The sequence below is a fragment of the Exiguobacterium sibiricum 7-3 genome (assembly GCF_000620865.1).
Taxonomy (GTDB): domain Bacteria; phylum Bacillota; class Bacilli; order Exiguobacteriales; family Exiguobacteriaceae; genus Exiguobacterium_A; species Exiguobacterium_A sibiricum_A.
The window spans coordinates 1,426,943-1,452,036 of record NZ_KK211190.1 but is presented as its reverse complement, the minus strand read 5'-3'; the positions used below and the strand labels follow the sequence as shown (position 1 = coordinate 1,452,036).

26 protein-coding genes are annotated in these 25,094 nt (G+C 49.5%); 7 read left to right on the top strand and 19 right to left on the bottom strand.

Going from position 1 to position 25,094, the window contains the following annotated elements; translation table 11 throughout:
* Positions 1 to 86 precede the first annotated feature (86 nt).
* From P402_RS0108305 to P402_RS0108270, 8 genes are all read right to left on the bottom strand, one after another.
* Complete coding sequence (locus P402_RS0108305; protein WP_026828248.1) at positions 87 to 1,769, bottom strand: FTR1 family iron permease; 1,683 nt, start codon at positions 1,767 to 1,769, stop codon at positions 87 to 89.
* A complete protein-coding gene (gene efeB, locus P402_RS0108300) occupies positions 1,753 to 2,994 on the bottom strand; it encodes an iron uptake transporter deferrochelatase/peroxidase subunit (protein ID WP_026828247.1) in 1,242 nt (413 codons plus the stop codon). The genes P402_RS0108305 and efeB overlap by 17 nt, the downstream gene beginning before the upstream one ends.
* 3 nt (positions 2,995 to 2,997) lie before the next feature.
* Entirely contained in the window at positions 2,998 to 3,828 is an 831-nt protein-coding gene (gene efeO, locus P402_RS0108295; protein WP_026828246.1) for an iron uptake system protein EfeO, read from the bottom strand.
* A 131-nt stretch (positions 3,829 to 3,959) separates the two neighbouring features.
* Positions 3,960 to 5,624 carry a DUF2339 domain-containing protein gene (locus tag P402_RS0108290; RefSeq protein WP_026828245.1) on the bottom strand — a complete coding sequence of 555 codons (1,665 nt, stop codon included), beginning with the start codon at positions 5,622 to 5,624 and terminating at the stop codon, positions 3,960 to 3,962.
* Positions 5,625 to 5,781: 157 nt separating this feature from the next.
* Complete coding sequence (locus tag P402_RS0108285) at positions 5,782 to 6,861, bottom strand: C39 family peptidase (protein ID WP_026828244.1); 1,080 nt, start codon at positions 6,859 to 6,861, stop codon at positions 5,782 to 5,784.
* A 174-nt stretch (positions 6,862 to 7,035) separates the two neighbouring features.
* Positions 7,036 to 8,085 carry an oxidoreductase gene (locus tag P402_RS0108280; RefSeq protein ID WP_026828243.1) on the bottom strand — a complete coding sequence of 350 codons (1,050 nt, stop codon included), beginning with the start codon at positions 8,083 to 8,085 and terminating at the stop codon, positions 7,036 to 7,038.
* 73 nt (positions 8,086 to 8,158) lie between these two features.
* Positions 8,159 to 8,644, bottom strand: a complete 486-nt coding sequence (locus P402_RS0108275) for a GNAT family N-acetyltransferase (RefSeq protein ID WP_026828242.1) — start codon at positions 8,642 to 8,644, stop codon at positions 8,159 to 8,161.
* Positions 8,645 to 8,878: 234 nt separating this feature from the next.
* Positions 8,879 to 9,751, bottom strand: coding sequence for an SDR family NAD(P)-dependent oxidoreductase (locus P402_RS0108270; protein WP_026828241.1), 873 nt, complete (start codon positions 9,749 to 9,751; stop codon positions 8,879 to 8,881).
* Between the two features lie 163 nt (positions 9,752 to 9,914).
* On the opposite strand from P402_RS0108270, the gene P402_RS0108265 reads away from it, so the two are divergent.
* Positions 9,915 to 11,378, top strand: a complete 1,464-nt coding sequence (locus P402_RS0108265) for a potassium/proton antiporter (RefSeq protein WP_026828240.1) — start codon at positions 9,915 to 9,917, stop codon at positions 11,376 to 11,378.
* Between the two features lie 59 nt (positions 11,379 to 11,437).
* Here the strand turns inward: P402_RS0108265 and P402_RS0108260 are convergent, their stop codons facing one another.
* Together P402_RS0108260 and P402_RS0108255 are read right to left on the bottom strand one after the other, a co-directional pair.
* The gene (locus P402_RS0108260; protein ID WP_026828239.1) at positions 11,438 to 12,640 is read right to left on the bottom strand and encodes a hypothetical protein; all 1,203 of its coding nucleotides are present in this window, start codon (positions 12,638 to 12,640) and stop codon (positions 11,438 to 11,440) included.
* A 19-nt stretch (positions 12,641 to 12,659) separates the two neighbouring features.
* Positions 12,660 to 13,253, bottom strand: coding sequence for a hypothetical protein (locus P402_RS0108255; protein WP_026828238.1), 594 nt, complete (start codon positions 13,251 to 13,253; stop codon positions 12,660 to 12,662).
* A gap of 145 nt (positions 13,254 to 13,398) precedes the next feature.
* Here P402_RS0108255 and P402_RS17050 point away from each other — a divergent pair, with 145 nt between their 5' ends.
* Complete coding sequence (locus P402_RS17050) at positions 13,399 to 13,551, top strand: hypothetical protein (protein ID WP_200868718.1); 153 nt, start codon at positions 13,399 to 13,401, stop codon at positions 13,549 to 13,551.
* A gap of 46 nt (positions 13,552 to 13,597) precedes the next feature.
* Here P402_RS17050 and P402_RS0108245 read toward each other — a convergent pair whose 3' ends face one another.
* From P402_RS0108245 to P402_RS0108230, 4 genes are all read right to left on the bottom strand, one after another.
* The gene (locus P402_RS0108245; RefSeq protein ID WP_051525138.1) at positions 13,598 to 14,386 is read right to left on the bottom strand and encodes a protein phosphatase 2C domain-containing protein; all 789 of its coding nucleotides are present in this window, start codon (positions 14,384 to 14,386) and stop codon (positions 13,598 to 13,600) included.
* Between the two features lie 66 nt (positions 14,387 to 14,452).
* On the bottom strand, positions 14,453 to 15,379 hold the full coding sequence (locus tag P402_RS0108240) for an alpha/beta hydrolase (protein WP_235188841.1): 927 nt from the start codon (positions 15,377 to 15,379) through the stop codon (positions 14,453 to 14,455).
* Positions 15,380 to 15,419: 40 nt separating this feature from the next.
* The gene (locus P402_RS0108235) at positions 15,420 to 16,874 is read right to left on the bottom strand and encodes a PH domain-containing protein (RefSeq protein WP_026828235.1); all 1,455 of its coding nucleotides are present in this window, start codon (positions 16,872 to 16,874) and stop codon (positions 15,420 to 15,422) included.
* Positions 16,871 to 17,374, bottom strand: coding sequence for a PH domain-containing protein (locus P402_RS0108230; protein WP_235188840.1), 504 nt, complete (start codon positions 17,372 to 17,374; stop codon positions 16,871 to 16,873). Before P402_RS0108230 ends, P402_RS0108235 begins: the two co-directional genes overlap by 4 nt.
* Before the next feature lie 132 nt (positions 17,375 to 17,506).
* Between P402_RS0108230 and P402_RS0108225 the strand changes: the two genes are divergently transcribed.
* Complete coding sequence (locus tag P402_RS0108225; protein ID WP_026828233.1) at positions 17,507 to 17,962, top strand: hypothetical protein; 456 nt, start codon at positions 17,507 to 17,509, stop codon at positions 17,960 to 17,962.
* A gap of 22 nt (positions 17,963 to 17,984) precedes the next feature.
* Here P402_RS0108225 and P402_RS0108220 read toward each other — a convergent pair whose 3' ends face one another.
* The gene (locus P402_RS0108220) at positions 17,985 to 18,419 is read right to left on the bottom strand and encodes a MarR family winged helix-turn-helix transcriptional regulator (RefSeq protein WP_026828232.1); all 435 of its coding nucleotides are present in this window, start codon (positions 18,417 to 18,419) and stop codon (positions 17,985 to 17,987) included.
* Between the two features lie 105 nt (positions 18,420 to 18,524).
* On the opposite strand from P402_RS0108220, the gene P402_RS0108215 reads away from it, so the two are divergent.
* Positions 18,525 to 18,947 carry an organic hydroperoxide resistance protein gene (locus P402_RS0108215; protein ID WP_012370502.1) on the top strand — a complete coding sequence of 141 codons (423 nt, stop codon included), beginning with the start codon at positions 18,525 to 18,527 and terminating at the stop codon, positions 18,945 to 18,947.
* A 205-nt stretch (positions 18,948 to 19,152) separates the two neighbouring features.
* Here P402_RS0108215 and P402_RS0108210 read toward each other — a convergent pair whose 3' ends face one another.
* On the bottom strand, positions 19,153 to 20,292 hold the full coding sequence (locus tag P402_RS0108210) for a hypothetical protein (RefSeq protein WP_026828231.1): 1,140 nt from the start codon (positions 20,290 to 20,292) through the stop codon (positions 19,153 to 19,155).
* 133 nt (positions 20,293 to 20,425) lie between these two features.
* On the opposite strand from P402_RS0108210, the gene P402_RS0108205 reads away from it, so the two are divergent.
* The 3 genes from P402_RS0108205 (at position 20,426) to P402_RS16735 (ending at position 22,993) form a co-directional block, all read left to right on the top strand.
* Positions 20,426 to 21,505 carry a GTP pyrophosphokinase gene (locus P402_RS0108205; protein WP_235188839.1) on the top strand — a complete coding sequence of 360 codons (1,080 nt, stop codon included), beginning with the start codon at positions 20,426 to 20,428 and terminating at the stop codon, positions 21,503 to 21,505.
* 63 nt (positions 21,506 to 21,568) lie between these two features.
* Complete coding sequence (locus tag P402_RS0108200) at positions 21,569 to 22,012, top strand: MarR family winged helix-turn-helix transcriptional regulator (protein WP_026828229.1); 444 nt, start codon at positions 21,569 to 21,571, stop codon at positions 22,010 to 22,012.
* 69 nt (positions 22,013 to 22,081) lie between these two features.
* Positions 22,082 to 22,993, top strand: coding sequence for a tetratricopeptide repeat protein (locus P402_RS16735; RefSeq protein ID WP_051525137.1), 912 nt, complete (start codon positions 22,082 to 22,084; stop codon positions 22,991 to 22,993).
* A gap of 87 nt (positions 22,994 to 23,080) precedes the next feature.
* On the opposite strand, the gene P402_RS0108190 is transcribed toward P402_RS16735, so the two are convergent.
* Genes P402_RS0108190 through P402_RS0108180 form a run of 3 tightly spaced genes read right to left on the bottom strand, consistent with a single transcriptional unit; the run spans position 23,081 to position 25,089 of the window.
* Positions 23,081 to 23,998: an aminoglycoside phosphotransferase family protein gene (locus P402_RS0108190; protein WP_026828227.1), complete on the bottom strand. Its 918-nt coding sequence runs from the start codon at positions 23,996 to 23,998 to the stop codon at positions 23,081 to 23,083.
* 55 nt (positions 23,999 to 24,053) lie between these two features.
* Positions 24,054 to 24,623 carry a guanylate kinase gene (locus tag P402_RS0108185; protein WP_026828226.1) on the bottom strand — a complete coding sequence of 190 codons (570 nt, stop codon included), beginning with the start codon at positions 24,621 to 24,623 and terminating at the stop codon, positions 24,054 to 24,056.
* Positions 24,613 to 25,089 carry a hypothetical protein gene (locus P402_RS0108180; protein ID WP_026828225.1) on the bottom strand — a complete coding sequence of 159 codons (477 nt, stop codon included), beginning with the start codon at positions 25,087 to 25,089 and terminating at the stop codon, positions 24,613 to 24,615. The genes P402_RS0108185 and P402_RS0108180 overlap by 11 nt, the downstream gene beginning before the upstream one ends.
* Positions 25,090 to 25,094 lie beyond the last annotated feature (5 nt).

Here is a 25,094-nt window from a genome sequence, read left to right as displayed (position 1 = left end):
CTCTCCTTCGTGCGAGCCAATTATCTACTCCCGATATAAAGTTATTCCCGAAACATAATGAATAAAACATGAAACTGAAAAACGGTTTAGACGGCTTTCCGGAGTACCGCGGGAGATTGACGTCTCCTATATATCAAAAAACCGATGAGAAGACATAATCCGGCTTGCGGGACAATCGTCTCATACGTCGGATAGATTCCCATCCAAGGTAACGAGGGCATATATGACATGACATGGATCGGCAAGATGCCCGTAATTTGCAACGCATGCAGGCTGGCGCCCAAAATTTTAAAAGCCATAAGATAAATCAAACCGGTTGCTACTAAAAAGAGCCGATTAATTGGCAGGCGAACCCCCAAATAAATGACAGCAAGCGAAAGAATCCCGATCAGCGCAATTGCTAAAACAATCCCTCCGGCTAAAGCGGTCGATGTCATCGCGGGTGCCATCCCGATATAAAACAGCAGGGTCTCGGCCCCTTCCCGGAAAATCGTCAAAAAACTGACGGCAAACAAGGACCGTCCCGCTAGATTCATTGCCAGTTCGGTTTGACGTGAAGCGATCGCCGTTTTCGAATGTAACCACGAACCGACGAGAAGCATCATCAACACTGCGGCCAGTCCGGTCCATCCTTCAATCTGTTCCCGTCCGACAGCGGCAAGTGCCGTTGAAAAGAACTGTTGGATGATCAGTGCCAGTGCTCCGCTCGCGAGTAATCCAAATAACGCCCCACTCCAAATCATTCGTTCTCCCGTCACCTTAGCTTTTCGGGTAAAGGCGACAAGGGCGCTGATGATCAGCAAGGCTTCCAGACCTTCCCGCAACATGACGAGCATCGCATCCACGAAGGAATAGGTCGTTTTCTGCGCTAACACTTCAAGTGATGTGATGATTGGCGCTAAATCGGATCGGGTGGAAGCCACCGTCGTCTGATCTAACCGCGATAACAGGACGGGCACATCCGATTCAATCGTCGTATACAGAGAACTGCTACGGGTCCGGACTTCCCCTTCCCCGCTCGGCCAACGTTCGATAAAGGTCGTCAGTGTTTTCTCCGCTGCCGGTACGTCCTGATCTCCGAGTTGCTGATCCGCCTGTTTAAGTAATGCCGTCAACTCGGCGAGCCCTGTCTGTTTTACTGCCTGGACGGTTTCGCCTTTCAGGAAGGAGCGGATACTTCCATCAAATTGATCGAGTGCCTGATTCAGCTCCGACGAATCAAATGTTTCGCGGGCCAAAGCAATCCGGATTGCGGACAGTCCCATCTCGACCTGGCCATAGTGTCCGATACTCGTCTCCCGGACGACAGTTTCACGGTCCGTCCAAGCTGTCAGCAATTCGGACTGCAACTGCTTACGCTCGGACATGTCGGATGCCGTTCTCAGTTGCTTCGTTAAGGCGAACAATTCCTTCAACCGTTTTTTAGCGGCCGGATCGTCCGTTGGCTGTTTAGTTTCTTCCAGCGCCCGGACAGCCGTCGACAACTCCGTCAACTGTTGTCTGACGGCAGACAAAGAGGTTTGTTTCTGGACTTCCGTCAATCGTTGCTGAATCACCTTCTGCTCAGCCGAAACCGGTAATTTCTCCACCTGTTTCTGCAACTCGGCAAGGGTCATCCGAAGGGTACTCCGGTTTTGGTCGTTGACTGCCGACAGAGCTTGACCGATTGAAACATACAAGGCATCTGTTTTCGAATCGGCATGAGCAATCGGCATCCCGATCGTCGTGCAGAGAAGTCCCGTCAAAAATAAGTTAAGCAAAAAGCGCATCACCGATGTAGCCTCCTTTTTGAATTCCGCCGAAACAGGCGAAAACGGCACTGCCACGATGGGTAATGTATTCATTTAAACGGTCGGACGCTGCTAACCGTCGCTGAATGGTGATGAACTGTTCCGGTGAACGTTGATACGATAAAAACAGTAAGCCGGCATCGAGCGCACCGGTCGTTTCGTTAATACCGGCCTGATAGGAATAGGAGCGACGTAACAGTTGTTCTTTTCCTGATCCGTGGGCGACCGCTGTGTGTGAGTCACTTGGAAGCTGTGCTTCACCGCGCGCCGTCCGTTTGCTTGGCGTCACCGCAGCAAATTCCTCTTTCGATCCAAGCGGGGCTCCGGACGCGCGCTCGCGGCCGAAAGTCCGCTCCTGCTCTTTCAGGATTGTCCGGTCCCATACCTCGAGGTGCATCTGGATTCGGCGGACGACAAGGAAGCTGCCGTTCGTCAACCAGGGTGATCCGTCCTGCCACTGGTAAAAGAGATGTTTATTTTGCACAGAAGGCTGTGACACATCCGGATTCCCGGTCCCGTCCTTGAATCCGAACAGATTCCGGGGTGTCCCACCTGCCGCATCCGCCACCTTTGATCGTTGAAAACCGGCTTGCGTCCAGCGAATCTTGACGATGCCGCGACCAATCCGTGTCAAGTTCCGTAACGCATGAAACACGACCTGTTGATCATCGGCACAAATCTGGACGACGAGATCTCCTCCTGCCCATTCCGGGTCCAGTTGATCGAGATCAAAGACCGGCAACTCCCGGAGCAAATCAGGACGTTTATGACCAATTCCGAACCGGTCATCCGTAAATAAACTGTGACCGCAACCGAATGTAAACGTCAGGTGGCTTGCCGACAGTCCTTCCGCCTCTCCCGTATCTTCCGGCGGGACATAGGCACTGTCCGCGTCACCGAGCGGTAATCCGGCTGACAGCCGGGCACACGCACGCGTCCAACGTTTTAACAGATCAATCAATTCATCGCGTCGGGTCGTCTGAACATCAAAAGCGACCACTTGGACATGATTTTGAGGAGGTGTCAGGATACCCGCTTGATACTTGCCGTAAAACGGGACTTGATCCGTCGCCTGCGCCGTCAAGGCTCGGGGTAAAAAACGTTCGAGTCCGCTCGCGTAAAGAGCGGCTCCAAGACCGGTCAGTCCGGCGACTTTCAGGACGTCACGCCGGGTGACCCCCGCTTCTAAAGTAGTTCGTGTCATCAATCAGCCCTCCAGTACAATCCCCATCTTCGAGAGCGGTTCCGCCAGCTCGTTGATGGCTTGACTCAATTGTTTGACGTCCGCCTTGGACAACTCGGTATACAGCACGTATCCGTCTTTTTTCTTTTTCGCTTCCAATAACCCGTTGACATCAGCAAAACGGGCTGCAATCTCTTTCGACAGGGCAGCATCTTGTTTTTGGAGTGCCGGGTTCAACAGCTGATAAATTTTTTCAGCACCTTGAACGTTCGCTGCGAAGTCATACAAATCGGTATGCGAATACCGGTCTTCTTCCCCGGTGACTTTCGACGTCGAGACTTCGTTCAATAAGTCGGTCGCACCGGTAACGAGCAGTTCCGGAGTCACGTCGACCGTCTCGACTTTCGCCCGGAGCAGATGAACATCTTTCATCAATTGGTCGGCATAGTCCTCATATCCTTTTGTGGTTCCTTTTTCAAACAGACCCTGCTCGATCCGGTGGTAACCGCCCCATTCCGACGCTTTGACGTCTCCTTCACGGGCATCGATTTTCGGATCGAGATCTCCGAATACTTCCGCGATCGGTTCCGCCCGCTCATAATGCATCCGTGTTGGTGCGTAAAGTGCCTTCGCCTGTTCCAAGTCTCCTTCTTTGACCGCTGTCGTGAAGGCTTCCGTCTGTTTCGTGAATTGTTCCAGTTCCGCAATCGCATACGTCCGGTAATCGGCAACGACTTGCTCGAATTGATCCGGCTTGATTGCCGACGGTTTCGTCGTCGCTGGTTGTTCATTGCATGCTGCCAGTAAAGCCGTCATGGATAAGAGAGTGATTGTAAGTGTTTTTGTATGTCGCATGGATGGTTCCCCCTGATGATTAAGTAAGTTCATCAACCAGTATAATCGACAATGATAATCGTTATCAATATATTTCAATAAAAAAATCCTCCCCTGCAGACAAGGCCCGCAGGCAGAGGATTCCAGATGACTCAAGACTCACGTTTTTTGAAATACGTCCGCGAAATGACAAAGGCGACGATTCCGAAGCCGATGAACACAAATGCTTTTTGAATCAAAGACAAGAACGACAAGTCAAACAGCAACAATTTAACGGCACTGACCGACAGCAACAGCAGACCCGACAGGCGCCAGGCTGCCGCTGCGCGGATGCGGCCAATCGCTACAAGGACAAACGATAACAGGATGTAGGCGACAGACAACGTCGTACTGCGGTCGGTTTGATCAAGCGTCGCGTAAAACGGCAGTTCCATCACAATCAGCGTATAGGTCACGAATACACCGGCCGCTGCAAAAAACAGTACGATTTGCCAATACTTTTTCCACATCACTTCCCCGTGGGTCCGGACAAGCAAGATGATGAAGGCTGTCGTCGCGAGCGTCAGACCAAACACCGCGACGGCATATGACTGATTGTTGAATCGATATGTCTCATACGTTCCGATCGTATACAGGACGAACATCACATACACGAGAATTCCGAAAAAGCGTTGGTGCGGGACTTGCTGCCGCTTGATAAACCACAGTCCGGCAATGAAGAGCGCATAAAGAATCGAACAGAATTGATCGCCGAAACTCAGCGGATCGACCGGTACCTGCGAAATCGCAAACAGGATGCCGACATGTCCTACGCCATTTTGCCACGCGTCCTTCGTTTGATTGGCGACGGCGTAAGCGATTAACGCAAACAGGATTGCCAGTCCGTAAGCAAACGGCCAATCGACTACGGACAGGCTGAGCAGGACGAACCCGCCCGCAATCCAGCTCGGATAATTGTAGGGAATCGGAAGTTTCGTCCCGACGTACGCGAGACCAAGATAGGCGATGAAGGATGACCCGAGTAAAGTGATTTCATCAATCAAGGGACGTGTCTCAAAATTGACGGTCAGACTGCCAAAGACAAGCGCCAGGAAAAAGACGGCGGCAGTGACCGGATAGGCTTTGACCGCCTTCAGACGAAGAACGGCAAACAACAATGCCGTGAATAAAAAGACTTCGTACAGTAAAAATAAGAAGATGTTCGGTTCATCCGTTAACTGGAGAAACGGCAATAAAAAGCCGGTGATGGAGACTAACACCAGTAACGCTGTCGAGCGCATCCACAACATTAATCCATACGCAATGGCGAGCACGACGATTTCCAGGAAAAAGGCGAGCAATGGCGGATAAAATTGATATAAGGCCATACCGGCAAATAGAGCGGCCAAGGAAACAATTGTCCCGGTCGCGACCAGTCCGACTCCGAGATCCCGTCGTTTTTTTTCATACTGCAACTCCCCCAGTCCCATGACAAGTAAGCCGATGACGACTCCACTTCCGATCCGGACCGCAGGACTGATTAATCCGGCCAAGGACGCGTAGGAGAATAGAAAAATCGCTCCGATTGCTGCAAAAACCGCTCCGATTCGCGGTAACCAGACTGTCGCCAGGACGTTTTCCCATTCATCCCGCGTCCGGGCTTTTTTAACAATCGGTGTCCGGGTCTTCTTGACGAACGCCGGACGGACGGCAGGCCTTGTCACGGAAGATGCCGGTTCCATTTGTGGTTCTTTCACCGGCTGTCGTTCCAACTGATCGACGCGTGCTTTCAACCGCACAATTTCCTGTTCCAGCTGTTCCAGACGTTTTTCATCCATTTTCCGACCACTCCTTTCTAGCTGAATCACTAGAGGTTGTCATTATTTTACACGATGTTTTATCCAATTCCCTATTCTTTAAAATCCGTACCCTTATTCCAGCTGGTCGGTCGAATTAAAAAAACCGATGAAGCGGAAAGCTTCACCGGTCAATGGATTAACGGACAGATAAGGCGTACTGTCCTGTCGTATTGTAAACAGAAGTAAATTGTGAACGGCTGACCGTATATTTTCCACGGTATGGATCGGATACAGTAAACGCACTGCTTGAGACCCCTGTCACGAGCATGACGTGGTAGTTGCGGTAACCGGTAAACGTTTTGCCATCCGGCTTGATCCATGAGAAGTAGCCGTACGGATTTTTGAAATCGACGGTTGCCCAGACGATGACCGGGTTGCCGCTACGGATTTCGCTTTCGATTTTGCTGACCCCTTGTTTAGAGATATCAATGGCACCACTCCGGTATTTCTTCGCGAGCGGCAGGATGCCTTTCGGATAAATTCCCCAGTTTTTATAGTAATCGAGCGTTCCTGCCGGGTTACCGGTAAACATTTTTTCAGGATCTGCCCAGTAATACTTGCCGTTTTTATAAGTGGCGTTGGCCATGCTTTTCGGCATTTGGTTATACAAAGAAGATGCCGAAACAGCCTGTTTCTTGTATTCAAGTGCCATTTTCAAGGAAACGAACTCACAGCCTGACGGATAGCCGAGCGTGTATTGATTGTAATACGGGACGTTTAATTGTTTCGAAGAACTGCTTGGTGCCGTTTTCGTCAAATACTGCGTCGAGACATAACGGTAGCTGCCATTGTATAAAATACGTGTCCAGCTGCCGGACGTCCCGTAAGACGCCACCTTTACCCCTTTATTCAATTGCGTGACGGTTTTTGCCGTCGTACTCGGAGCGGTTCTGACATTCAACGTACCGACCGTCGTATAACGCGCACCGGTCGACGTATACTTGGATGTCGTGGACGTACGGACATAATCTTTGTGTATGTAGCCCGGTTTTGATTTGTACGTGATTTTATACCAACTGCCGGACGTCCCGTTTGAAGTATAGACGGCTCCTTTGGTGATGTTCCCCAAGATCTTGCTCGTTGTCGACGGTTTTTCACGAACACGTAACACATCTGTCGTGACCGTCAACTTCGTGGCGGCTTCTGCAATGAGCGATGGACTGAACACACCGAACAAAACACCTGCCAGAATAATGGACGTAATGATTTTTTTCATGATAAACCCCCTTATGTGTGTAGTATACACAATTTTTCCCATCTTCTTGAAATTTTAATCAATATCTCATAAGAAAATTCTGAAAAATTGTGATATCTTTTCCTTTATAACAAAAAATCTCAGCTCTGCATAGGCAGATGGCTGAGATGTAATTATATTGATATCTAAAGAAATTCAGTTTTGAAGGTCTAAAATGAAGGGCGACGGTTTCGAGAAACCTTGTTCCATCAGATGAGCGACCAGTTTTGTGTCTTCTTCCGAGACCGGTAACGGTGTACCGTGGACGATACTTTCATAAAAGGCACGATACAACTTGCCATAATCTCCGACCGGGCTCGGAATCCGGACATCCTGCAGATGACCATGGTCGTCATGGTACAGCAAACGACCGAAATCATCTTCGGAGTCTTCACCGAATCCTTCCTCACCCGGGAAGTAGTTGGCTTTGAGATCCAGCTCCTGCCGGTCGATATGCTGTTTTATGAACGTACCATTCGTCCCGTGAAGCATCCAGCGCGGGGCACCCGCCAACGCGATATGACTGGTCCGGACGCTGACTTTTAAATCCGGATAATAAAAATCAAGGGCAAACGTATCATCCGGATTGCCGGCTAAACGAACCGTCCGGATATCATATCCGACCCGCTCCGGTTTTCCGAATAAAGCCACGATTTGATCAATCGTATGCACGCCGAGACCATATAAGGCACCATTTTCCGGACGCGGAATCGCCGGGGCAGCATCTGGTCGGTAGAGATCGAAGTGCGAGACGACTTCGACGAGACGTCCGAGCTTGCCTGAACGGATGACTTGCTCGATGACTTGAAAATCACTGTCGAAACGCCGGTTTTGATAAGCCAGTAACTTGACGCCTTGCCGGTGCGCTTCTTCGAACAGTCGACGTGTCTCTTGCTCCGTCACCGTGAACGGTTTTTCGACCAGCACATGTTTTCCGTGTTGTAACGCTTGCAGGGCATAGGCAAAATGCGTCGCCGGCGGGGTATTGATGACGACGACCTGAAGCTCCGAATCCTTTAACATCGCATCGAGATCCGTCGTGAACCGGACATGCGGCAGTTGCGACTCGTAGGTCGCCTCTAATTCCGGTTTTGATTTCCGATTGTAAATCCAGGTGATATCAAACTGGTCCTCAATCATGACGTAGGGCAGATGATACCGGGTTGTACTTTTTCCAAAGCCGATAAAACCAATCTGAAGTCGCATCCGATCACTCCTCGAATAATTCTTTCTCTAACCATACCAAAGCATGAATCACTTGTCTTATCTAAATGCCGCTTTATTTTGGAACCGGCAGCCCAGCGTACTCATATGTCGAAAAACCGTCACGAACACCCTTGGATACAAAACCAAACGACGCATAGTAACCGTTTAAAAAGTCATTGGATGCCAAACAATCAAGCCGTAACGTTTCTTGTTCCGCTTGCGCGACGGCAATGACGTGATGCAGTAAACGGGTCCCGATTCCTTGGCCTTTTGCGGTTTCACTGACGACGATCCGGTGAATGTAAAGACCTTCATTGTCGGACCATAACGTCTGATCCCACTCGAGCGACGGCAATAAAGCAATCGAACCGAATACTTCCGGTCCTTGTTCATACACAAACAGTCTTCCGGCGGCCAGATCGCGCATCACGAGGGTCTCTATATCCGTTTCAAGGTAAGCGGACCATTGGCGGCTTCCCCGGTTCTTAAATAATTCGGCTTTTTCGCGCAACAAGGTCGCAATCCGGTCGACATCACTTTCAGTAGCTGATCGTATCATCGTGTTCCTCCTGTTATTAAAAATTTACTTTCATCCTAACGAAAGTGAGACCAGAAGAAAACCGTTTTGCGCAAAGACCTGTAAAAATCACGAAAACGCATGAATTTGTAATTTTTTTCATATTTTAAAATTCTATATTCCAATACTGTATAGTCAGGGGGTGATCAGACCCCCAGTCTGCACAATACAGGTCTACCGACTTCCCACGAGTCGGTAGACCTTTTTTAAAACCATTTAGACGAGTCCGACCCAACGTTTCGACAGGGCACGGGCTTGTTTACGGTACGCCTCATCTTCCACGACCGGATTACTGAGACGCGGGGCGGAGTCCGCATAATAGCCGCCATTGTCGAGTACATCATCCGTTGTCGCCAGGTACAGGGCGGTTTTTGCTCCATATTCCGGGGTATACAGTTTCCCTGTCCAATAGCCGACTTGGGCAATCGGCTTCAGAACGGTCTTCAGCACTTTTCCGTATTTTCCCCGGTAGAACAAGTCCGTGTTGACGATACCCGGGTGGACACTGACGAACGTAGCCCGCGTACCGTATTCTTCCGCCAACTCCCGCATGTGGACCATTTGTAACAGCTTTGATTCCCGGTAAGACTTCATCGGATTATACTGTTCTTTTTTGACGTGTGCGATCGCTTCAAGCTCGATATCGGTCCGGATCATCCCGCCTTCTCCCGCTAAGGAAGAAATCGAAATGACGCGGGGATCGTGTCCCTGCTCAATCAACGGCAACAGCCGTTCAATCAGATAAAAGTGGCTGAGGTAGTTGACCTGGAACTGGGATTCAAATCCATCCTTCGTCACGTGGTACGGCGGGACCATGATGCCGGCATTCAAAATCAAACGATCAATCCGGCCAATCCGGTCGAATAATACATCCGCAAAACGCCGGACGGAATCAAGTTGATCCAGTTGCACGATCTCGACTTCCAGATTCGTATCCGACACTGCATGTTCCCGTAAAAGTTGAATCAGCAATGTTGCTTTCTTTTGCGAGCGGACGGTCGCGATGACACGGTCTCCGCGTTCGAGCAATTCTTGAATCGTTACCATTCCCATACCGGAGTTTGCTCCTGTGACTACACAGATGTTCATATAAGATGCCTCCTCTTTCGTTAATCAACGATCCGTTATGATACGTGTTTTCCTTTTTTTACGGATTTATACACATCTTCCGCCAAACTATTTTCTGAAGCCACCGTCGGGGATGACGTATACTTAAAAAAAAGACGTCTTTCACCGAAAGAAGGGATCGCCTATGAATGAAGGGACCGTCCTGTTGCTTGCCGGCATTCTTTTGTTGCTCGCTATCGTCACGACGAAATTTTCTGTCCGTCTGAACGTTCCGACCCTGATTTTATTTGTGTTCGTCGGCATCCTCGCCGGAACGGATGTCTCTGGATTAATTGATTTTGCCGACTTCGAGCAGGCCCGTCTGTTCGGTACGATTGCACTCGTCATCATCTTATTTGACGGCGGCTTGAATACGAAGTGGCGTCATTTTAAAACGGTTCTTCCGGCAGCGTTATCACTTGCAACCGTCGGTGTACTGGTCACGACCGGACTGATTGCAGGCGTGGCGCATTACCTGCTGGATTTCAGTTGGCCGATGGCGTTGCTGATCGGAGCTCTGATTGGTTCGACCGATGCCGCCGCGGTCTTTTCATTGCTGAACGGTCGCCCGATTGATCAAAAAGTCAAACATACGCTGGAAGCGGAGTCGGGAACGAATGATCCGATGGCCGTCTTCTTGACGATCCTGTTTACCGGATTCGCATTGAATCCGGAATCCTTCTCTCTCGTACAGGGTATCCTGCTGTTGTTTTACGAGATGGGGATCGGTCTGTTGATCGGTCTGTTCGTCGGCTGGCTGTTGACCTCCTTGATGAACCGGATCCAGTTGCAGTCGTCGGCCTTGTACCCGACGCTTCTGATCAGCGGAGCGCTTCTTTCCTACGGTGTCGCGACGAGCCTCCATGCGAGCGGCTTCTTAGCCGTGTACGTCACCGGGATTTGGCTTAGTAATCATGATTTGATTTATCGTGATATCCTCGTTCGGTTCAGCGGCAGTCTCTCCCACCTGGCAGAAGTCGGCATGTTCATTATGCTCGGGCTGCTCGTGTTCCCGAAGCAATTGCTTGATCCGCAGACATTGTTCATGTCGGGCGTCATCGTCCTGACCTTGATTCTCGTCGCCCGTCCGCTCGCCGTTTATTTATCCTTGTTGCCTTTTCGGTACAATTTCCGCGAACAGAGTGTCATCACAGCGGCAGGATTACGTGGCGCCGTCCCGATTATTCTCGCGACCTATCCGTTATCGAGTGGTTTACCGGACGCGTACCCGCTGTTCAATATCGTTTTTTTTGCTGTCATGACGTCGGCTCTCCTGCAAGGAACAGCCTTGCCCTGGGTCGTTAAACTGATGAAGCTCGATGCGAAACCGGCAATCGACATCGAACCGTTGATTCAATTCATGACAGTCGCCAATCCGAATGCCGAAATCGTCGAAGTCAGTGTCCCGTCCTTTTGCCGGATTGACGGGAAAACATTGCAGGAGATTGAGATGCCTCAGGATTTGCTGGTCGTCGCTGTCATCCGGCACGATGCCATCATCACACCACGTGGACAAACCCGGTTAATCGGAGGCGATCAATTGTTGATCCTGACACCGAAACAATCGGAGGAACGCATCCGGAAGTTGATTGCGTCACTCGGAATTTAAGACCAAAAAAGCGGACACCTGAGGGCGTCCGCTTTTTTTGGTCTGTTCTTTTCAAACTATCAGCCGCTTCCGGTCACATCATCTGCCCGTTTAATCTGAACAACACCCGGTGGACGATGCGGGAACGTAATGGTCAGCCCGGCGAACCGGCAACTGTCATTACTGTTTTGCGCCTGGACGATCCATTCAATCGCTTCCTGTCGTGCCAAGGCGTTGCGGATCCGGTTCTCGACCTGTTGTCTTGAAATGCCCTCACAGGTCACCTCCGTCAGATAGGTCGTCTCATCGGACTCAAATTGTTTCCAAATCCCTAACAGCAACTGACCGACGGCACTGACGGGTGTTCCGTCCGGTTCGCCCGCTCCGACAGCTTGATCGAGTCGTTCAATCGCTTCCGGTGCTGTGTCACCAATCGCTAAAATCCGCCGTGATCCTTGCTGCATGATGCGGAAACGTTTTTGTCCGTCGTCAAGCCAAAGCCGCTGGGCAAACGGATTGACGGGAATGCCATGGAAAAACGTCACTGTCCCCCGCCAAGCGAAACCGAACGACGGATCGTAGGCTTGGATGGTCGCCATTGCTTGCGTGAGGAATGTTTGAACTTCCTGCTGCTCCGACTGCAATTGCTTTCGAACGTCCTCAAACTGATGGAGCGGGACGGTCAGTGGAATCCGGGTGAACAGCTCGCCTTCCGGAACACGATGCGGCGCGAGAACCGTTCCGTCCAAACGGTAATCACTTGCCGGACGACCTGTCCGTCCGACGAAGACCTGCCAATCGTCTTCGACGGCAGCGAAGGCATACGTCTGATGCGCAAAGGACGGAGCGACGAACAAACCGGGGAACGATTCGAACGTCGCAATCCGGAGCGGTTCGCCCGCATTCCATTCTTCTTCGATGATGCGGACCAGTTGTCCGGTCAATGAGAGTGTATCTGTCAGGTAGCGGCCGGTATTGCTGTAAAAGCCTAAAATGAATTCCCGTTCTTCCTCTTCAAAGGTCATCATCGTCATTTGAAATAAGGACTGGACCTGGGCTTCGGCAAACAAATCGTCGACACTGTCCGGATGGTGGGACTCAATCGCCACCATCTGCCATCCCATCCGTTCATATAAATTGATCGTAATCGGGAAAAATAAGAAAGCGCCATGGGTTGCTTCAAGTTTCAGGATATCTTGCATGGCAAGTCGTTCAATGCGTAAATCAAATCCCATCCGTTCCAGATGATCTTGCAAACGTCTTTTCCAGTGCGTGAACTCCATCTTTTTCCCTCCTCTTGCGTTATGCGCGTTTACGAAGCGGATTTTTTGACCAATAGAGATACAATCCGACTAATCCGCCAATTCCGATCAGATACGCCGGGGTACCGCTGACTTGCATCAGGACGACCGGATTCGGCACGAATTGAATCAGGACCGCTTTGTATGTGGCGAATAAGATGAAACTGACTAAAAATTGAACCCAGATCCGCTTTTTGACGTCACGGATTTTCGGGGAAGTGATCAGAATCGACATCGCATCAATCAAAAATAAGGCGATGATGGAAAATAAAATGTAATCCGCGAGGGCGAACTGGAAAATACCATCGATGCCTTCGATGAAGATAAACATCAAAATCGTCGAAATGTAATTCCGCGTCCAACGCTTTTGGGTCTCGACCCGTCGCAATTCCGGAATTTCGGCAATCATTTGATTCAACCGTTCTTCCGGTGATTGACCATGGACCGTTTCAAACGGTTTTTGTAAACGTTGGGCTTCATAAAGGTCCGCTTGGAGACGGCGTTCGATATCCGTCCGCTCCGGTTCTTCGACGTTCAGGTTCAAACGTGGTAATAATGACTCTAAAATACGTGTGTTGGCTTTAGTAAGTTTCAAGCGAGATCCCCCTTTTTCATGTTTAAGTATACCGGTTCAACGGGAAAAAAGAATACTAGGAAGATGGCGATTACTTGACGAATCGCGAATAAATATTCAGAATAGTTAAAAAGGTTATTCGTATTTAAGAAAGGAGAGATAAAAGATGTACCAAACCTTAACGAATGCCACCCTGATCGCTTTATTGACAAGTGTCGGGATTGCCTTGCCGTTGACTCACACAGAAGAAGAAACCGCGCATGAGCCGATTCCCTTACAAACGAATCAGACGGATGCTGAACCGGCAACGACCGAATAAAAGCATGACCCATTTCCCTTCCAGATGGAAAAGACGGGTCATGCTTTTATTTTGCATTACCGGGCATCGTTACGTTTTCTTCAATCTCAACTGCCCAGGCTAAGATGGTTGTGCTGTCCCTTACACCAAGCTGTTTGATCGTCGTCAATAACGTCTTGACACCGGCAGTCGACGTCGTAAGTATCCTCTCCAGCTGTTTTCCGTCTCGGAACGGCGCTCCCGGACATTCGATTAATCCGTCCGTCGTCAACAACAGATGATTGACGCCCTGTCGCAACTCACGAATTCCCCGGCTGTAACACGGAACCGGTAAATCAAACGTATTGACCCGACCGATCCATTCAAAAAACTGCCGCTCGTTCAATTTGTATTGCAGATGTTTACTTAAATCGGGATGGAACAGATAGGCGAGAACATCGCCGACCGATAACCACCAGACATATTTCCCCTTGCGGACAAGAAACAGGCAGGCGGTCTCGCCTTGAACCGATTGACAGGCGGTCCGAAACGCTTCATGTTCCAACAGAGAAACGACATACCGTTCCAATACCGAAAACATCGTTTCCACGGGTTCGTTCAGGATCCGTTCGATCTCCAAACGGTGTGACGTAAAGTACTGCGTTAGTAAGATGGCACTCTCTGCAGTATCATGCGCATCGAGCAGCATCGTCCATTCCCAGTCTTCCCCGATCCAAACAACACACCCGTCTTCATTTTTGGTCTGTCCGGAACGGCTGCATCCCCCGAACCGTCCGACCGTGATTGGTCCGACGGCTTCAATGGAGATGACATCGACGAACGGTGTTTCATTGCCTACCCAAACTAACTCCGTCATTTTTATTGGTCCCCCTTTCAATCTGTCTTTCTGAACACCCGTCAGCCCTTCTCTTTCCACCACAGGTTAAGGTGTCGTGACAAAGGGTTGAACGAATAAACGAAGACGCTTTTCGTAATTCTCGGGATTTTTGGAATAGGTAGTCTCATGACCGGCTCCGCGCACCGGATACAATTGTTTGATGCCGGGTTTCGCCTGATACAGTTCGTATACCATCCGGGGTGGAACGACCTTGTCCTCCGTTCCCTGGATCAATAACGTCGGTACCATGATCCGGCTGGTCTGCCGCGTGACGGAGACATCTCCATAAAAGAAGTCTTGTTCGACTTTATTGAAGCTACTCGCGACAGCAAGTGACGGTCCGGCCGGATACGTCAGATTAGCTTTCGCAAGTGATTGGAACCAATCATCAAGGCGGGCATAGGCGCCTTCGGCAATGACAACCTTCACTTGTTTCGGAACGGTCGGCTCTCCTGCTGCGAGAAGTGCCGTCGCTCCTCCGATCCCTACTCCGTGATACACGACGTGCCGGGTTCCGGTCTCCTCAATCAATTGATTGGTCCAATCAATCACATCCAACCGATCAAGCCAGCCATAATTCAATGTTCCTTTGCTCGCTCCTTGACCACGCCGGTCCGGGACAAACACGTTGTAACCCAGCTGTTCATGGTAAAAGCGGATTAGTGGCTCCGTCTGTGACGAACCAAAACGAACATCATCCGCAAGAAACAAAACCGTCTTGTCGGAAGGAGATGTAGCCGGGAGATACCGGCCGATCCGTGCTTCACCGGTTGTCGCCAATTGTAGTTGTTCCATGTCCTGTCGTTTTACCCACTCCTGATCCGCTGTTTCGTTATTTGTCTTTTCAGCAGGCAGGAGGCGAGAGCGGTCGGACTGTCCGATTAACGTTTGTTGCATTCGGTATCCGTCATATCCGATCAGACTTCCAATACCCAGCACGATTAGCAAGAGAACAACTATCCATCTGCGCATCATTGTCCCCTCCTTTTTTTTCGTCTGTTTCTACAAGAATCTATTCGTCGCCGGACAACGGTGTCCCTGCCGGTGGAGTCTGAGCTTTGAGAAAAGTCTGTTGATACCATTCTAAAACATCTTCAAATTCCGCCTGTGTAAAGTAACCGGCATGAAACACGCTGGAACCGCGTAATGTGAGCTGAAACTTCAAAATATCCTTGTGCTCGAGAAAACGGGACACTTGGCTGGAAAAGGCTTCAATCTTCAGACGGGGTGCATAAATCGTTTCCCGGTTGACGAGCTCTTTTCGTAAGACAAACAAATCGTCGTGATGTCCATAGCGGGTATTTTGATAGCCGGACCGGGCGATGGCGTAGTAGACCGGTAACAGCAGGATGAACGGTAAACCGAAGTAACGGAAAGGTTCCGGTAATCCATACAGCATCGCTCCGTTCAGCAGGACTAATCCCAGGCTGTAACCGAGCAGCGGCCAACGGACGACGTAAAAAAATCCCCGATCAACGGCCCGATTGGTTGGATGTTGTAATTGAAAACGCGGTAAAAACTCCACTAAAAAAGCATCAATCTCACTGGTGCGGATGAAGGGGTGTAACAACAGCTTCTCTTCTTCGCCACTTGCCGAGATGATGTGTAAGGAGAGATGGGCCCGTTTCAAACGCCGTTTGATCCAGCTTTCTTCGATGACGAGTGCTTGTACCTTGTCTTGGTGAAACACAATTTCTGTCCGGTTCAGGAGACCGTACCCGATGGTCATCCGCTGTTTTTCAAGCGTTGCCCGAAAAGAACCGTAGCGAAGGACGAATACTAAAATTGATCCAAGATAAATCAAAAGCAATAGAATCCCGCCGAGGATCAGTAACAATATGAGCGATAAATGCAACAGCTCATCAAACGCCCGGCTGATGTATTTTTCAATGAACCGGTTGGCAAACTGATAGACGGCTCCAAACCCAACAAGCGCAAGACCCAGTCTGCCTGATAACGCGCCTGCCTTGACTAAATCCATCAAGCCGACGGTATAGGTGGCAGCCGACTCCGCGTTTTCGACTGGTTTTGGCATCTCTGTTGCAATCGTCGACTTCAATTGCTTGGCAAACTCGAGCCGGACCCCTTTTAATTCGACTTCCGGTTTGCCACTGTCTGATGAAGTCTCAACGGTCAGTGTCGCTAAACCAAGAATCCGTTCCAGCAGGTTTTGATTGATACCGATCGACTCAATTCGTTGGCGTTGCGTCGTCCGTTCACTTTTTCGAAAGATTCCTTTGTTGACCCGAATCGACTGTTCATCAATCGTAAACGTATAAAAGTACCAAGAAATGATGCCGAACACGAGTAAGAGGAAACTGATGACCACGACACCAATCATCGTATACATTCCAAATCCGTCATTTTTCAAATCATTAAACAAAATGACGGCAATCGGGATGACGAGTGACCGAAGCTGTGTCAGCGTCGTCATTAAGATGAACAAAGGATGAACCCGTCGTGTCATAACGACTCCTCCTCCTGTTCCTCAAGTTTCGCGAATCGTTCAATCCGTTGTCTTAAGATTCCTGCTTGTGTGACCTCCAGTCCGGGCAATTCAATTTGACCGGATGCTGTATGGACGTTCATGTTCATCAAGTTCAAGCGGCGGAGCAACGGACCGGACGACGTATCGATGATCTGTACTTTGACCAGTGGTGTCACAACATGTCGTAAGATAAAGATTCCGAATTCGACGACTAAAAATTCATCATCGACCCGGTATTTAAAATACCGTTGTCTAATCTTCGGGACGTACACGAACTGAAGCAAAAAGAATCCTGTCCACAAACCGGCCAGAATCCACATCCACCAGGGAGATAAATCCAGCCACTTGATCTGAATCACGGTTGCCGTTCCGATGAGCAACAGATAAATGGTATACTTAATGCCGACGTATTGACGTTCGGCGGTTATCGAGGCACGTGGCAAGTGTTGCCAGTCCTCGGTCGGTTGATTTGATTGCATCCAATCCCCTGCCTTTCCTTTTTCCATACGGGAAGAGACTTGCTGAAGTTTCACTGTCAGAAACAGACGTTGACATTTCACTGCGAATCATCGCATATATAAGAGAGTAGAAATGTATTTCAAGGAGGAACCATGCTAACATTTGAAGAAAAATTAAACATCATCGAGACTTTCCCACAACTTGTCCGGAAAGAAGTCTCGCTTAACCGTGTCAATTTTCATTTCCCGGAAAGTCAGTTCGAGAAAAAAATCGTCGTCTATCATCTTCACCCGAACGGCAACGGTTTTGTCTACGCTGTAGGATTACCAGGATATGAAACGGACCGGAAAGGTTTCGTCAACATCCGTGAATTCTCTGAGCCCGCTTTAATCCTCTTGTTACAAGATGCGATCAAAGCACTTGAGACGGTCGAGACCGTGGAAACGTTGGAAGAAACGTGGATCAACGACAACCAATTCGAATTGACATTGTTAAACGAAGACCTCGATACGTGGTTGGTTTACGCCGGCGACTTACTTGACGGTGCGTTCAATTCGTATAAAGAAGCAGCGAACTATCTTGAAGAAGAAGGATTCCGCCGCAAATAACCATTCAAAATGAACGGGACTGTCAATCAGTCCCGTTCATTTTTATGGTCAGTCGATTTAATGTCTGTTTAACCAGTTCCAGATCTTCTTCCGACACACCGAGTAAGTCTTTTAAGGCCATCGGAATTTGTTCCGCCTCATTTCGAAGGGCCTGACCGTCTGCCGTCAACGTGATTTGGATATGTCGTTCGTCCGTCGGATTTTTGACGCGTTCCACTAAACCGGAAGCTTCTAGTTTTTTTAACAAGGGCGTTAAAGTACCTGAGTCGAGATGCAACCGTTCCCCGACCGCTTTTAACGATTGTTGATCCTGCTCCCACAAGACGAGCATGACGAGATATTGCGGATAGGTTAATCCGAGCGGCTCCAGCAACGGACGATACCGTTTGGTGATTTCACGGGAAATCGCATAAAACGGAAAACAGAGTTGTTCTTCAAGCAATAAGGGATTCGACATATATATCCTCCTTTAAGCAAAATAGTTGCGTTCTTTTATAGATTGTATACAATTTAATTGTAAGCTACTTAAATTAATCAGCCAACCCGAAAGGAAGTTATCATTATGAAACCAATGTTCACATCATCTGCCACAGCTGTCGGAGGCCGTGACGGCCGCGTCGTATCGGAAGACGGTATTTTAGACGTCGCTCTTGCCATGCCTGTACCAGGATCAAAGAAACAAGCGACAAACCCGGAACAATTATTTGCTGCCGGATACTCTGCTTGTTTTGATTCCGCTTTAAATCTTGTCGCTCGTAAACAAGGCATCAAACATGACGGCAGTGAAGTAACCGCACACGTCACGTTGAACGAAGCAACAGACGGATTTACACTTTCAGTTGAACTGGACGTTCTTGTCCGTGGCGTTTCAGAAGAACAAGCTGCTGAGCTTGGTAAACTGGCACACAGCGTTTGCCCTTACTCACGCGCAACAGCTGGCAACATCCAAGTCGACATCTTCACACGGACGACTGACTCAGAATAAGCATACCACTCCTCCTCTTCCTTGGCGTATTTTGCTAATCAGGAGGAGTTTTTTGTTGTTTTTTTTTAGGTGGAACGTATACTTTCTCCTTTTGCTTGAATTTTTTAAAATAATAATTATGGTATATGAAATAAATAGTTCGTCAGTTTAAAAATCACACTGCCTTCTTCACAGTGTGATTCGACGTTTTGTTCGGTCCTGTCCATCAGTTTAATTGCTTGACGGACAGGATGACCAATTCCCCGGATACAATCATATAATAGGCATCCTCGAACCGGTGACGGACCGCCTGTTCACCGTCGTATACCGTCACCATCGGCTCCGCGTCCGTACCGATCGATTCGTGCAGGTAAAACCGGTCACGTAACACCCGTTCAAACGGATCTCGGTCCAGGTAACGGGCACCCGTCCGCAGATTCATCACTTCATGATGGTGATCGGACCGGTCATTGACGATGAAAATCGTTGATTCGACATCGTCATACGTGAAATCCAGCGGTTCAAAGTCACTCCACCGGATCCGTTCCCGTTCCGTGACGGCCGACTGGTCTTTGATTTCATAAAAGACTTCTTCGTTTAAACGTTCCGTATAGGCACTAAAGACGAGGTGTCCGTCCTGCTCCCCTAGATATTGAACGGTATCCCCTTCTCCGTCCAACCGCAACAAGGTCCGAAACGACAAATGTTCTACGCCTTGTTCTATTTCTTCAACAATCGTCGACAGCGGGGCAATCAACAGACTTTCCGAATGATCAATCGGATCTTCGGGTGAGATGACGCCACTTTCCAGGGCATCGTAAAAGGAAAATTCATCGAGTCTTGCATTGCAGACGATATAATCGACGTCGGCTAACGTGACGAGGAAAAAGTACAGTTCGCGGTAGTTTTCCGTGATGCCGTACAACCGTTCATCTTTGATCGGATGCTCGCGGCTCGTCTCGACATCATATAAAAAGGCTGTCGTCGCTTTGTCGACATGCAACAACACCATATACCGTTCATTCAACACCCAGTAGAGTGTCAGATCACCGCCAAGACGCCACGTGGCAAGCTGCTCGCGTTTTCCTGAATGCAGATCGATGGAAAGGAGCTGTGTCTCTCCGCCGTCTTCCCGGTCCTGTTCGTTCAGACAATAGACTTTTCCCTTCTTGACGAATGGGCGTGTCGGTCCGTGGTCTTGCAACACGTCGGGCGTCAGGTCAATCTGTTCTTGATCCTCTAAATCAAACCGGCTGATATGAAATTGACTGCTGTTGAGTCGGCGTCTGAAATAAACCGATGATGGTGTGACATGTAAGATATCAGAATGATCAGCCGGCAACGCGCGCGCGTCCAAAATTTCCATTCTAGCACCCCTCCCAGATGTTCTACTCTTTCTTTCCCACGAAGCGGGCTCCTTGAAACAGGGTCCTGCCGTGCGTCCGTCGAAAACGAATGCTACAATAAAGCAAGAAGAATTGATGAGGAAGGTGAATTCCGTGCAATCGCAGGACTTAAACACGATGATGCTCGAATATGTCAATGATAAGGAAGACTATGATGCCTTTGCCGATAAATTAAAAGTCTTATTATCGGAATTGCTCGATGCAGCCGGCATCAAATACCATTCGATTGTCGCCCGGACGAAAGAGTCAGACAGCCTGTACCAAAAAGTATTACGCCAACCGAACAAATACCAATCGCTCCGGGATGTCCACGATTTAACCGGAATCCGGATTGTGACCTATTTTCACGATGATGTCCGGGAAGCTGCCCGGATCATCGAAAATGAATTTTCAATCGATCGGGATCAATCCGTCGATAAATCGACGTTACTCGATACGACCGAGTTCGGCTATCTGTCGGTCCACTTCGTTGCCGCGTTGAATGAACAGCGGCTCGCCCTCAGCGAATACGGCCGATTCAAGGACCATACCGCGGAAATCCAGATTCGTTCGATCCTACAACATGCCTGGGCCGAAATCGAACACGATTTAGGGTATAAAAATCCAAACAGCGTGCCGGCGGAAGTCCGCCGCAGTTTCAGCCGCGTCGCCGGACTGCTCGAAATCGCCGATCAGGAATTCGTGAACATCAAAAAACAACTGAAACAATTCGAAGACGAGACGGTCCAACAAATTTTATCGGATCCTCATAAAGTTCGGATTACATCGGACAACTTAAACTATTTCATTGATCACTCTGCCGTCATCAACGATCTCGACAAACAACTTGTCACGTCCCAGATGATGCTCGATTCCGATCAGCAATTGATCAATGAACTGATCCGGATGTTCCATTACGTGGATATCCGGAATTATGGAGAATTGATTGAAGCCGTCGCCATCCATAGTCCGCTCGCCCTGAAGTGTGCACAAGTCATGCCAAACCCGTTCCTGCCACGCCAAGGAATCGGGATCGCCTACATCTGTATGGCCGTGACGATTGCCGGGAATGATCCGCACCGGATCGACTACTTCTTCCGCCGGTTCTATCCGGAACTCCGGAACGTCGAAGACATCATCAAACAAGTCCAACCGTTAAGTAAACAGATGATTCAAGAGAAAAATATTGATTAAACTAAAATTTTTCACTATACTAAATCTCGGAAGAAGAAACTACGGTATGGAAAGAGTGAAACTATGGCAACTACATTAGAAGTAGCAAATCGCGATCAGTTGATCGTCGATACAGAAAAAGGCTTACGCATGAACTACCGCGCTATCAAAAAAGATGTGCGGAGTATGTTCACGACTTACTTGACACGAAACGAATTCTTTATCCTGAAGTCGCTTTGCACAAGCAGTCCTCAAATCGCATCGGCTTTATCCAACGAATTTCAGTTTTCAGCGAGTATGATTACGGCACTGGCCGATGAGTTGACGAAAAAAGGCTTGATTTCACGCGAGCGGAGCGAACTCGATCGTCGTGTCGTTGAACTCCGGGCAACGGAAGAAGGCATCGAATTATACGGGAAGCTCGAAGCGATGAAGATGGAATACCTGTCTGACGTCTTCGCTGACTTTTCGGATGCCGAACTGGATACGTTCCGGACACTCTTGACGAAACTCGAACAACAAAATTAATCTCGTTCCCTTCAGCCCAATTGGTTGAAGGGTTTTTGTATCGATTCCAAATGCGAGGAGTGATTTCAGATGACAGCTTCCATGACGCTTGAGACCACGCGGTTACGGATTCAAGGCGCCGTTAATCCATCCAGGCAAGACGAATATAGATTTGAGTTGTTTCGTTCAGACGACGAAACACTGCTCGGAACGATTATAGTCTCAGCCCTTCATCGCCCGGACGTCCGGACGGCACACATCCATTGCCAGATCAATCCGCTGTTTTTACGACGGGGCTATGCCGCGGAAGCACTTCCTGCTGTGCTGGTGCTTGCCTTCAAGAGACTTGATTTTCAACAGATTGAAGCTTCAATCAATCCGGATAACGAACCGGCCCTGGCTGTCGCCTCTCGGCTCGGTCTGCAGTTTCGCTATAGCATCTTACCGGATGAACAGTCGCTTCATCCCCTGACCTTCGTCTATCATCTATCAGACAAAGTATCTCCTGAGGTGAATTTCGACCTTGCTGCCGTCTCGCGTCTCCGTCAAGCGAAACAGTATCATGCGGCGAAGGCCTTGGTCGCTTCTTATCTGCAGCAGGCAACGGACGATCCGTTGATTCATTACCAGATGGCATGGTGTCACGACAACCTGGGGGAAGAAGCTGCTGCTGTCCCTTATTACGTTACCGCTATCGCACGCGGTCTGACCGCTCCCGACTTGCAGGAAGCCTATGTCGGGCTCGGCAGTACGTACCGTGCCCTCGGGCGATACGAGGATGCGTATCAAACTCTATCGGAGGGACTCGCCCGCTTTCCGCAACACGCTGCCTTACAGACTTTTTTAGCATTGACGTTACATAATCTCGACCGGTCATCCGAAGCGTTGGAACGATTGGTCAACACGCTTGTCGAGACGACGGAGAATCCTGAAATCCGCGCTTATGCCAACGCCCTGCGTTTTTATGCGTCCCGCGTCGATGAGACGTGGAATGGTGAATGAACCAAAAAAGCCGTGTCCTTAGCCGATTTGTTCGGTCAGGGACACGGCTTTTGATGTGGTACGGCTACTAAAGGTCGATCCCGACGCTCAAGAACGGTCGAACGTTTCATACCAATCCGGTACTGCACGCTCAAATCGTTGATGGGCGGATATCACGCGTTCCAGCCGACACCGCATTTGGTCGGCTTCTTCCGGTGCATGACGGTTCGTCCAGACGATCGAAGAAAAACAGCTCATCGCCAGATAGACGCTGTACACGTCCCAAAACTGCTCCGGGACATCTCCTTCAAAATAGCCGTCGACTTGACCGACGGCAAACGGAATGCTCTCTTCAACCTGAAACAATCCCATTTTGACGAAATCATGCCACGGATCACCGATATCATGATTTGAAAAATCAATCATTCCGATGAGGTGCTCCCCGTCCGTAATCAGATTGGCGAGATGAATATCATCGTGTTGCCAACGGTTCGGCCGGTCCGCGATCCATCCGATGTTTCGTTCGATAAAGGACAAGATGGCCTGATCGCCGGCCAACGGTATCGCTTCCTGTTGGTACAGTGCGACGTACCGGTTGTGTTTTACGCGACACCGGTGCGCCCACGTTGTTCTCGGCGGCACTTCATAACGATGAATCCGGTTTAACACCCGTCCCGTCTCCCGACCGAGTCTGTACTCGATGTCTCGACCGAGCGGTAAACGGTTTCGAATCGTCGAACCGGTCAGGAAACGATAACGGCTGTAACAGACGTCTGCTGGCGGAATCCGGTTCAAATTGAGCGGTTCCGGGACCGGCAGTCCGTCTTGATACAGTTGTCGCAAGAGCTCAAACTCCCGCTTTTTCCGCGCAAATAACCCCAGCGGAGCGGTATGAATGATTGATAATCCGCTTTCGTCACACGCCGTGTATTTCGGTGAATCGGTATAGCGTGTCGCAAGACGGCTCCAGTCGGTCAAGGGCCGGAGCTCCGGTTCCGCTTGCAAGAGCTGTAACCAGACATCCATCCACGTCCCTCCTCTCCTTTACGATACTAAAAACAGCAGGGAACAATCCCTGCTGTTACGATTCGGATGGTTGTCCGGGAATATAGGCGGAAATGATGCTCAACAGATCCGCATAGGCTTGTTCAAAGTCGATGTTTTCAACCATATAATCGTAATGATCGCGCTCTTTCCAGGCATCGGCATAGTCGACGAGCCGTGCCTCGAACTCCGGCGTATCGCCCCGCATCAGCAACCGTTCCTTCATCAAATCCGGCGGAACGGATACGAAAATCGTGATGACGTGATCGGCAAACAACGTTTTAAACGCTGCCGCCCCTTTCGGATCAATATCTTTGATGACAATTCCATCGGTCGCAAGAATTTCTTCATACGCCTGGCGCGGTGTCCCGTACCAGGCCCGGTGGACATGGGCATATTCAATGAATCCGTTCTCCTGAATCAGTTGTTGGAACGTTTTGACGTCAACGAAATGATAACTTTCCCCGTCGTGTTCCGTCGGACGTTTCGGTCGTGTCGTAACGGACGGAATAAAGCGGACCCGTTCATATTCCTGGCGTAATCGTTTGATCAAGGAAGATTTCCCGCTGCCCGATCCACCAATCAACAGAATGATTTTACCTGACATCGTTTTCCTCCTTTTGTTGTTGCACCGTCATGAAATAGCTCGAAAAGCGAAGTGCAAATTGTTCCAGTTCACTGTCTTCGATCACACCATAAATCGGGCGGATGACGACGAGATACCGGTCATACGTTAAAATCCGGGACACGTCATTTCGGGTCATCTGAACATTTTTTTCGGGATAACTTGCGACGTAATACCAATCGACGGCAATACGTGTCGGTGTCGGACTGGAATAAATCCAGGTCTGGTTCGAACGATTGTGCTCGAGCGTGCTGGTACGGGCAAACCGTTGTACCATCTTTAATTCGGTTTTTGCGTTGCGGAGTCCTGCCTGAAAATCATCCGGTCGTGTCACTGATTCCTCGACCTGTTTCGGTTTTGGTTCCGGCAGACTGGCAAAACCAATCTGCAGACCGATGACGAGTGCGACCAATGACGCTAAAATGATGAACAGATGCTCCTTCCGCATGACGC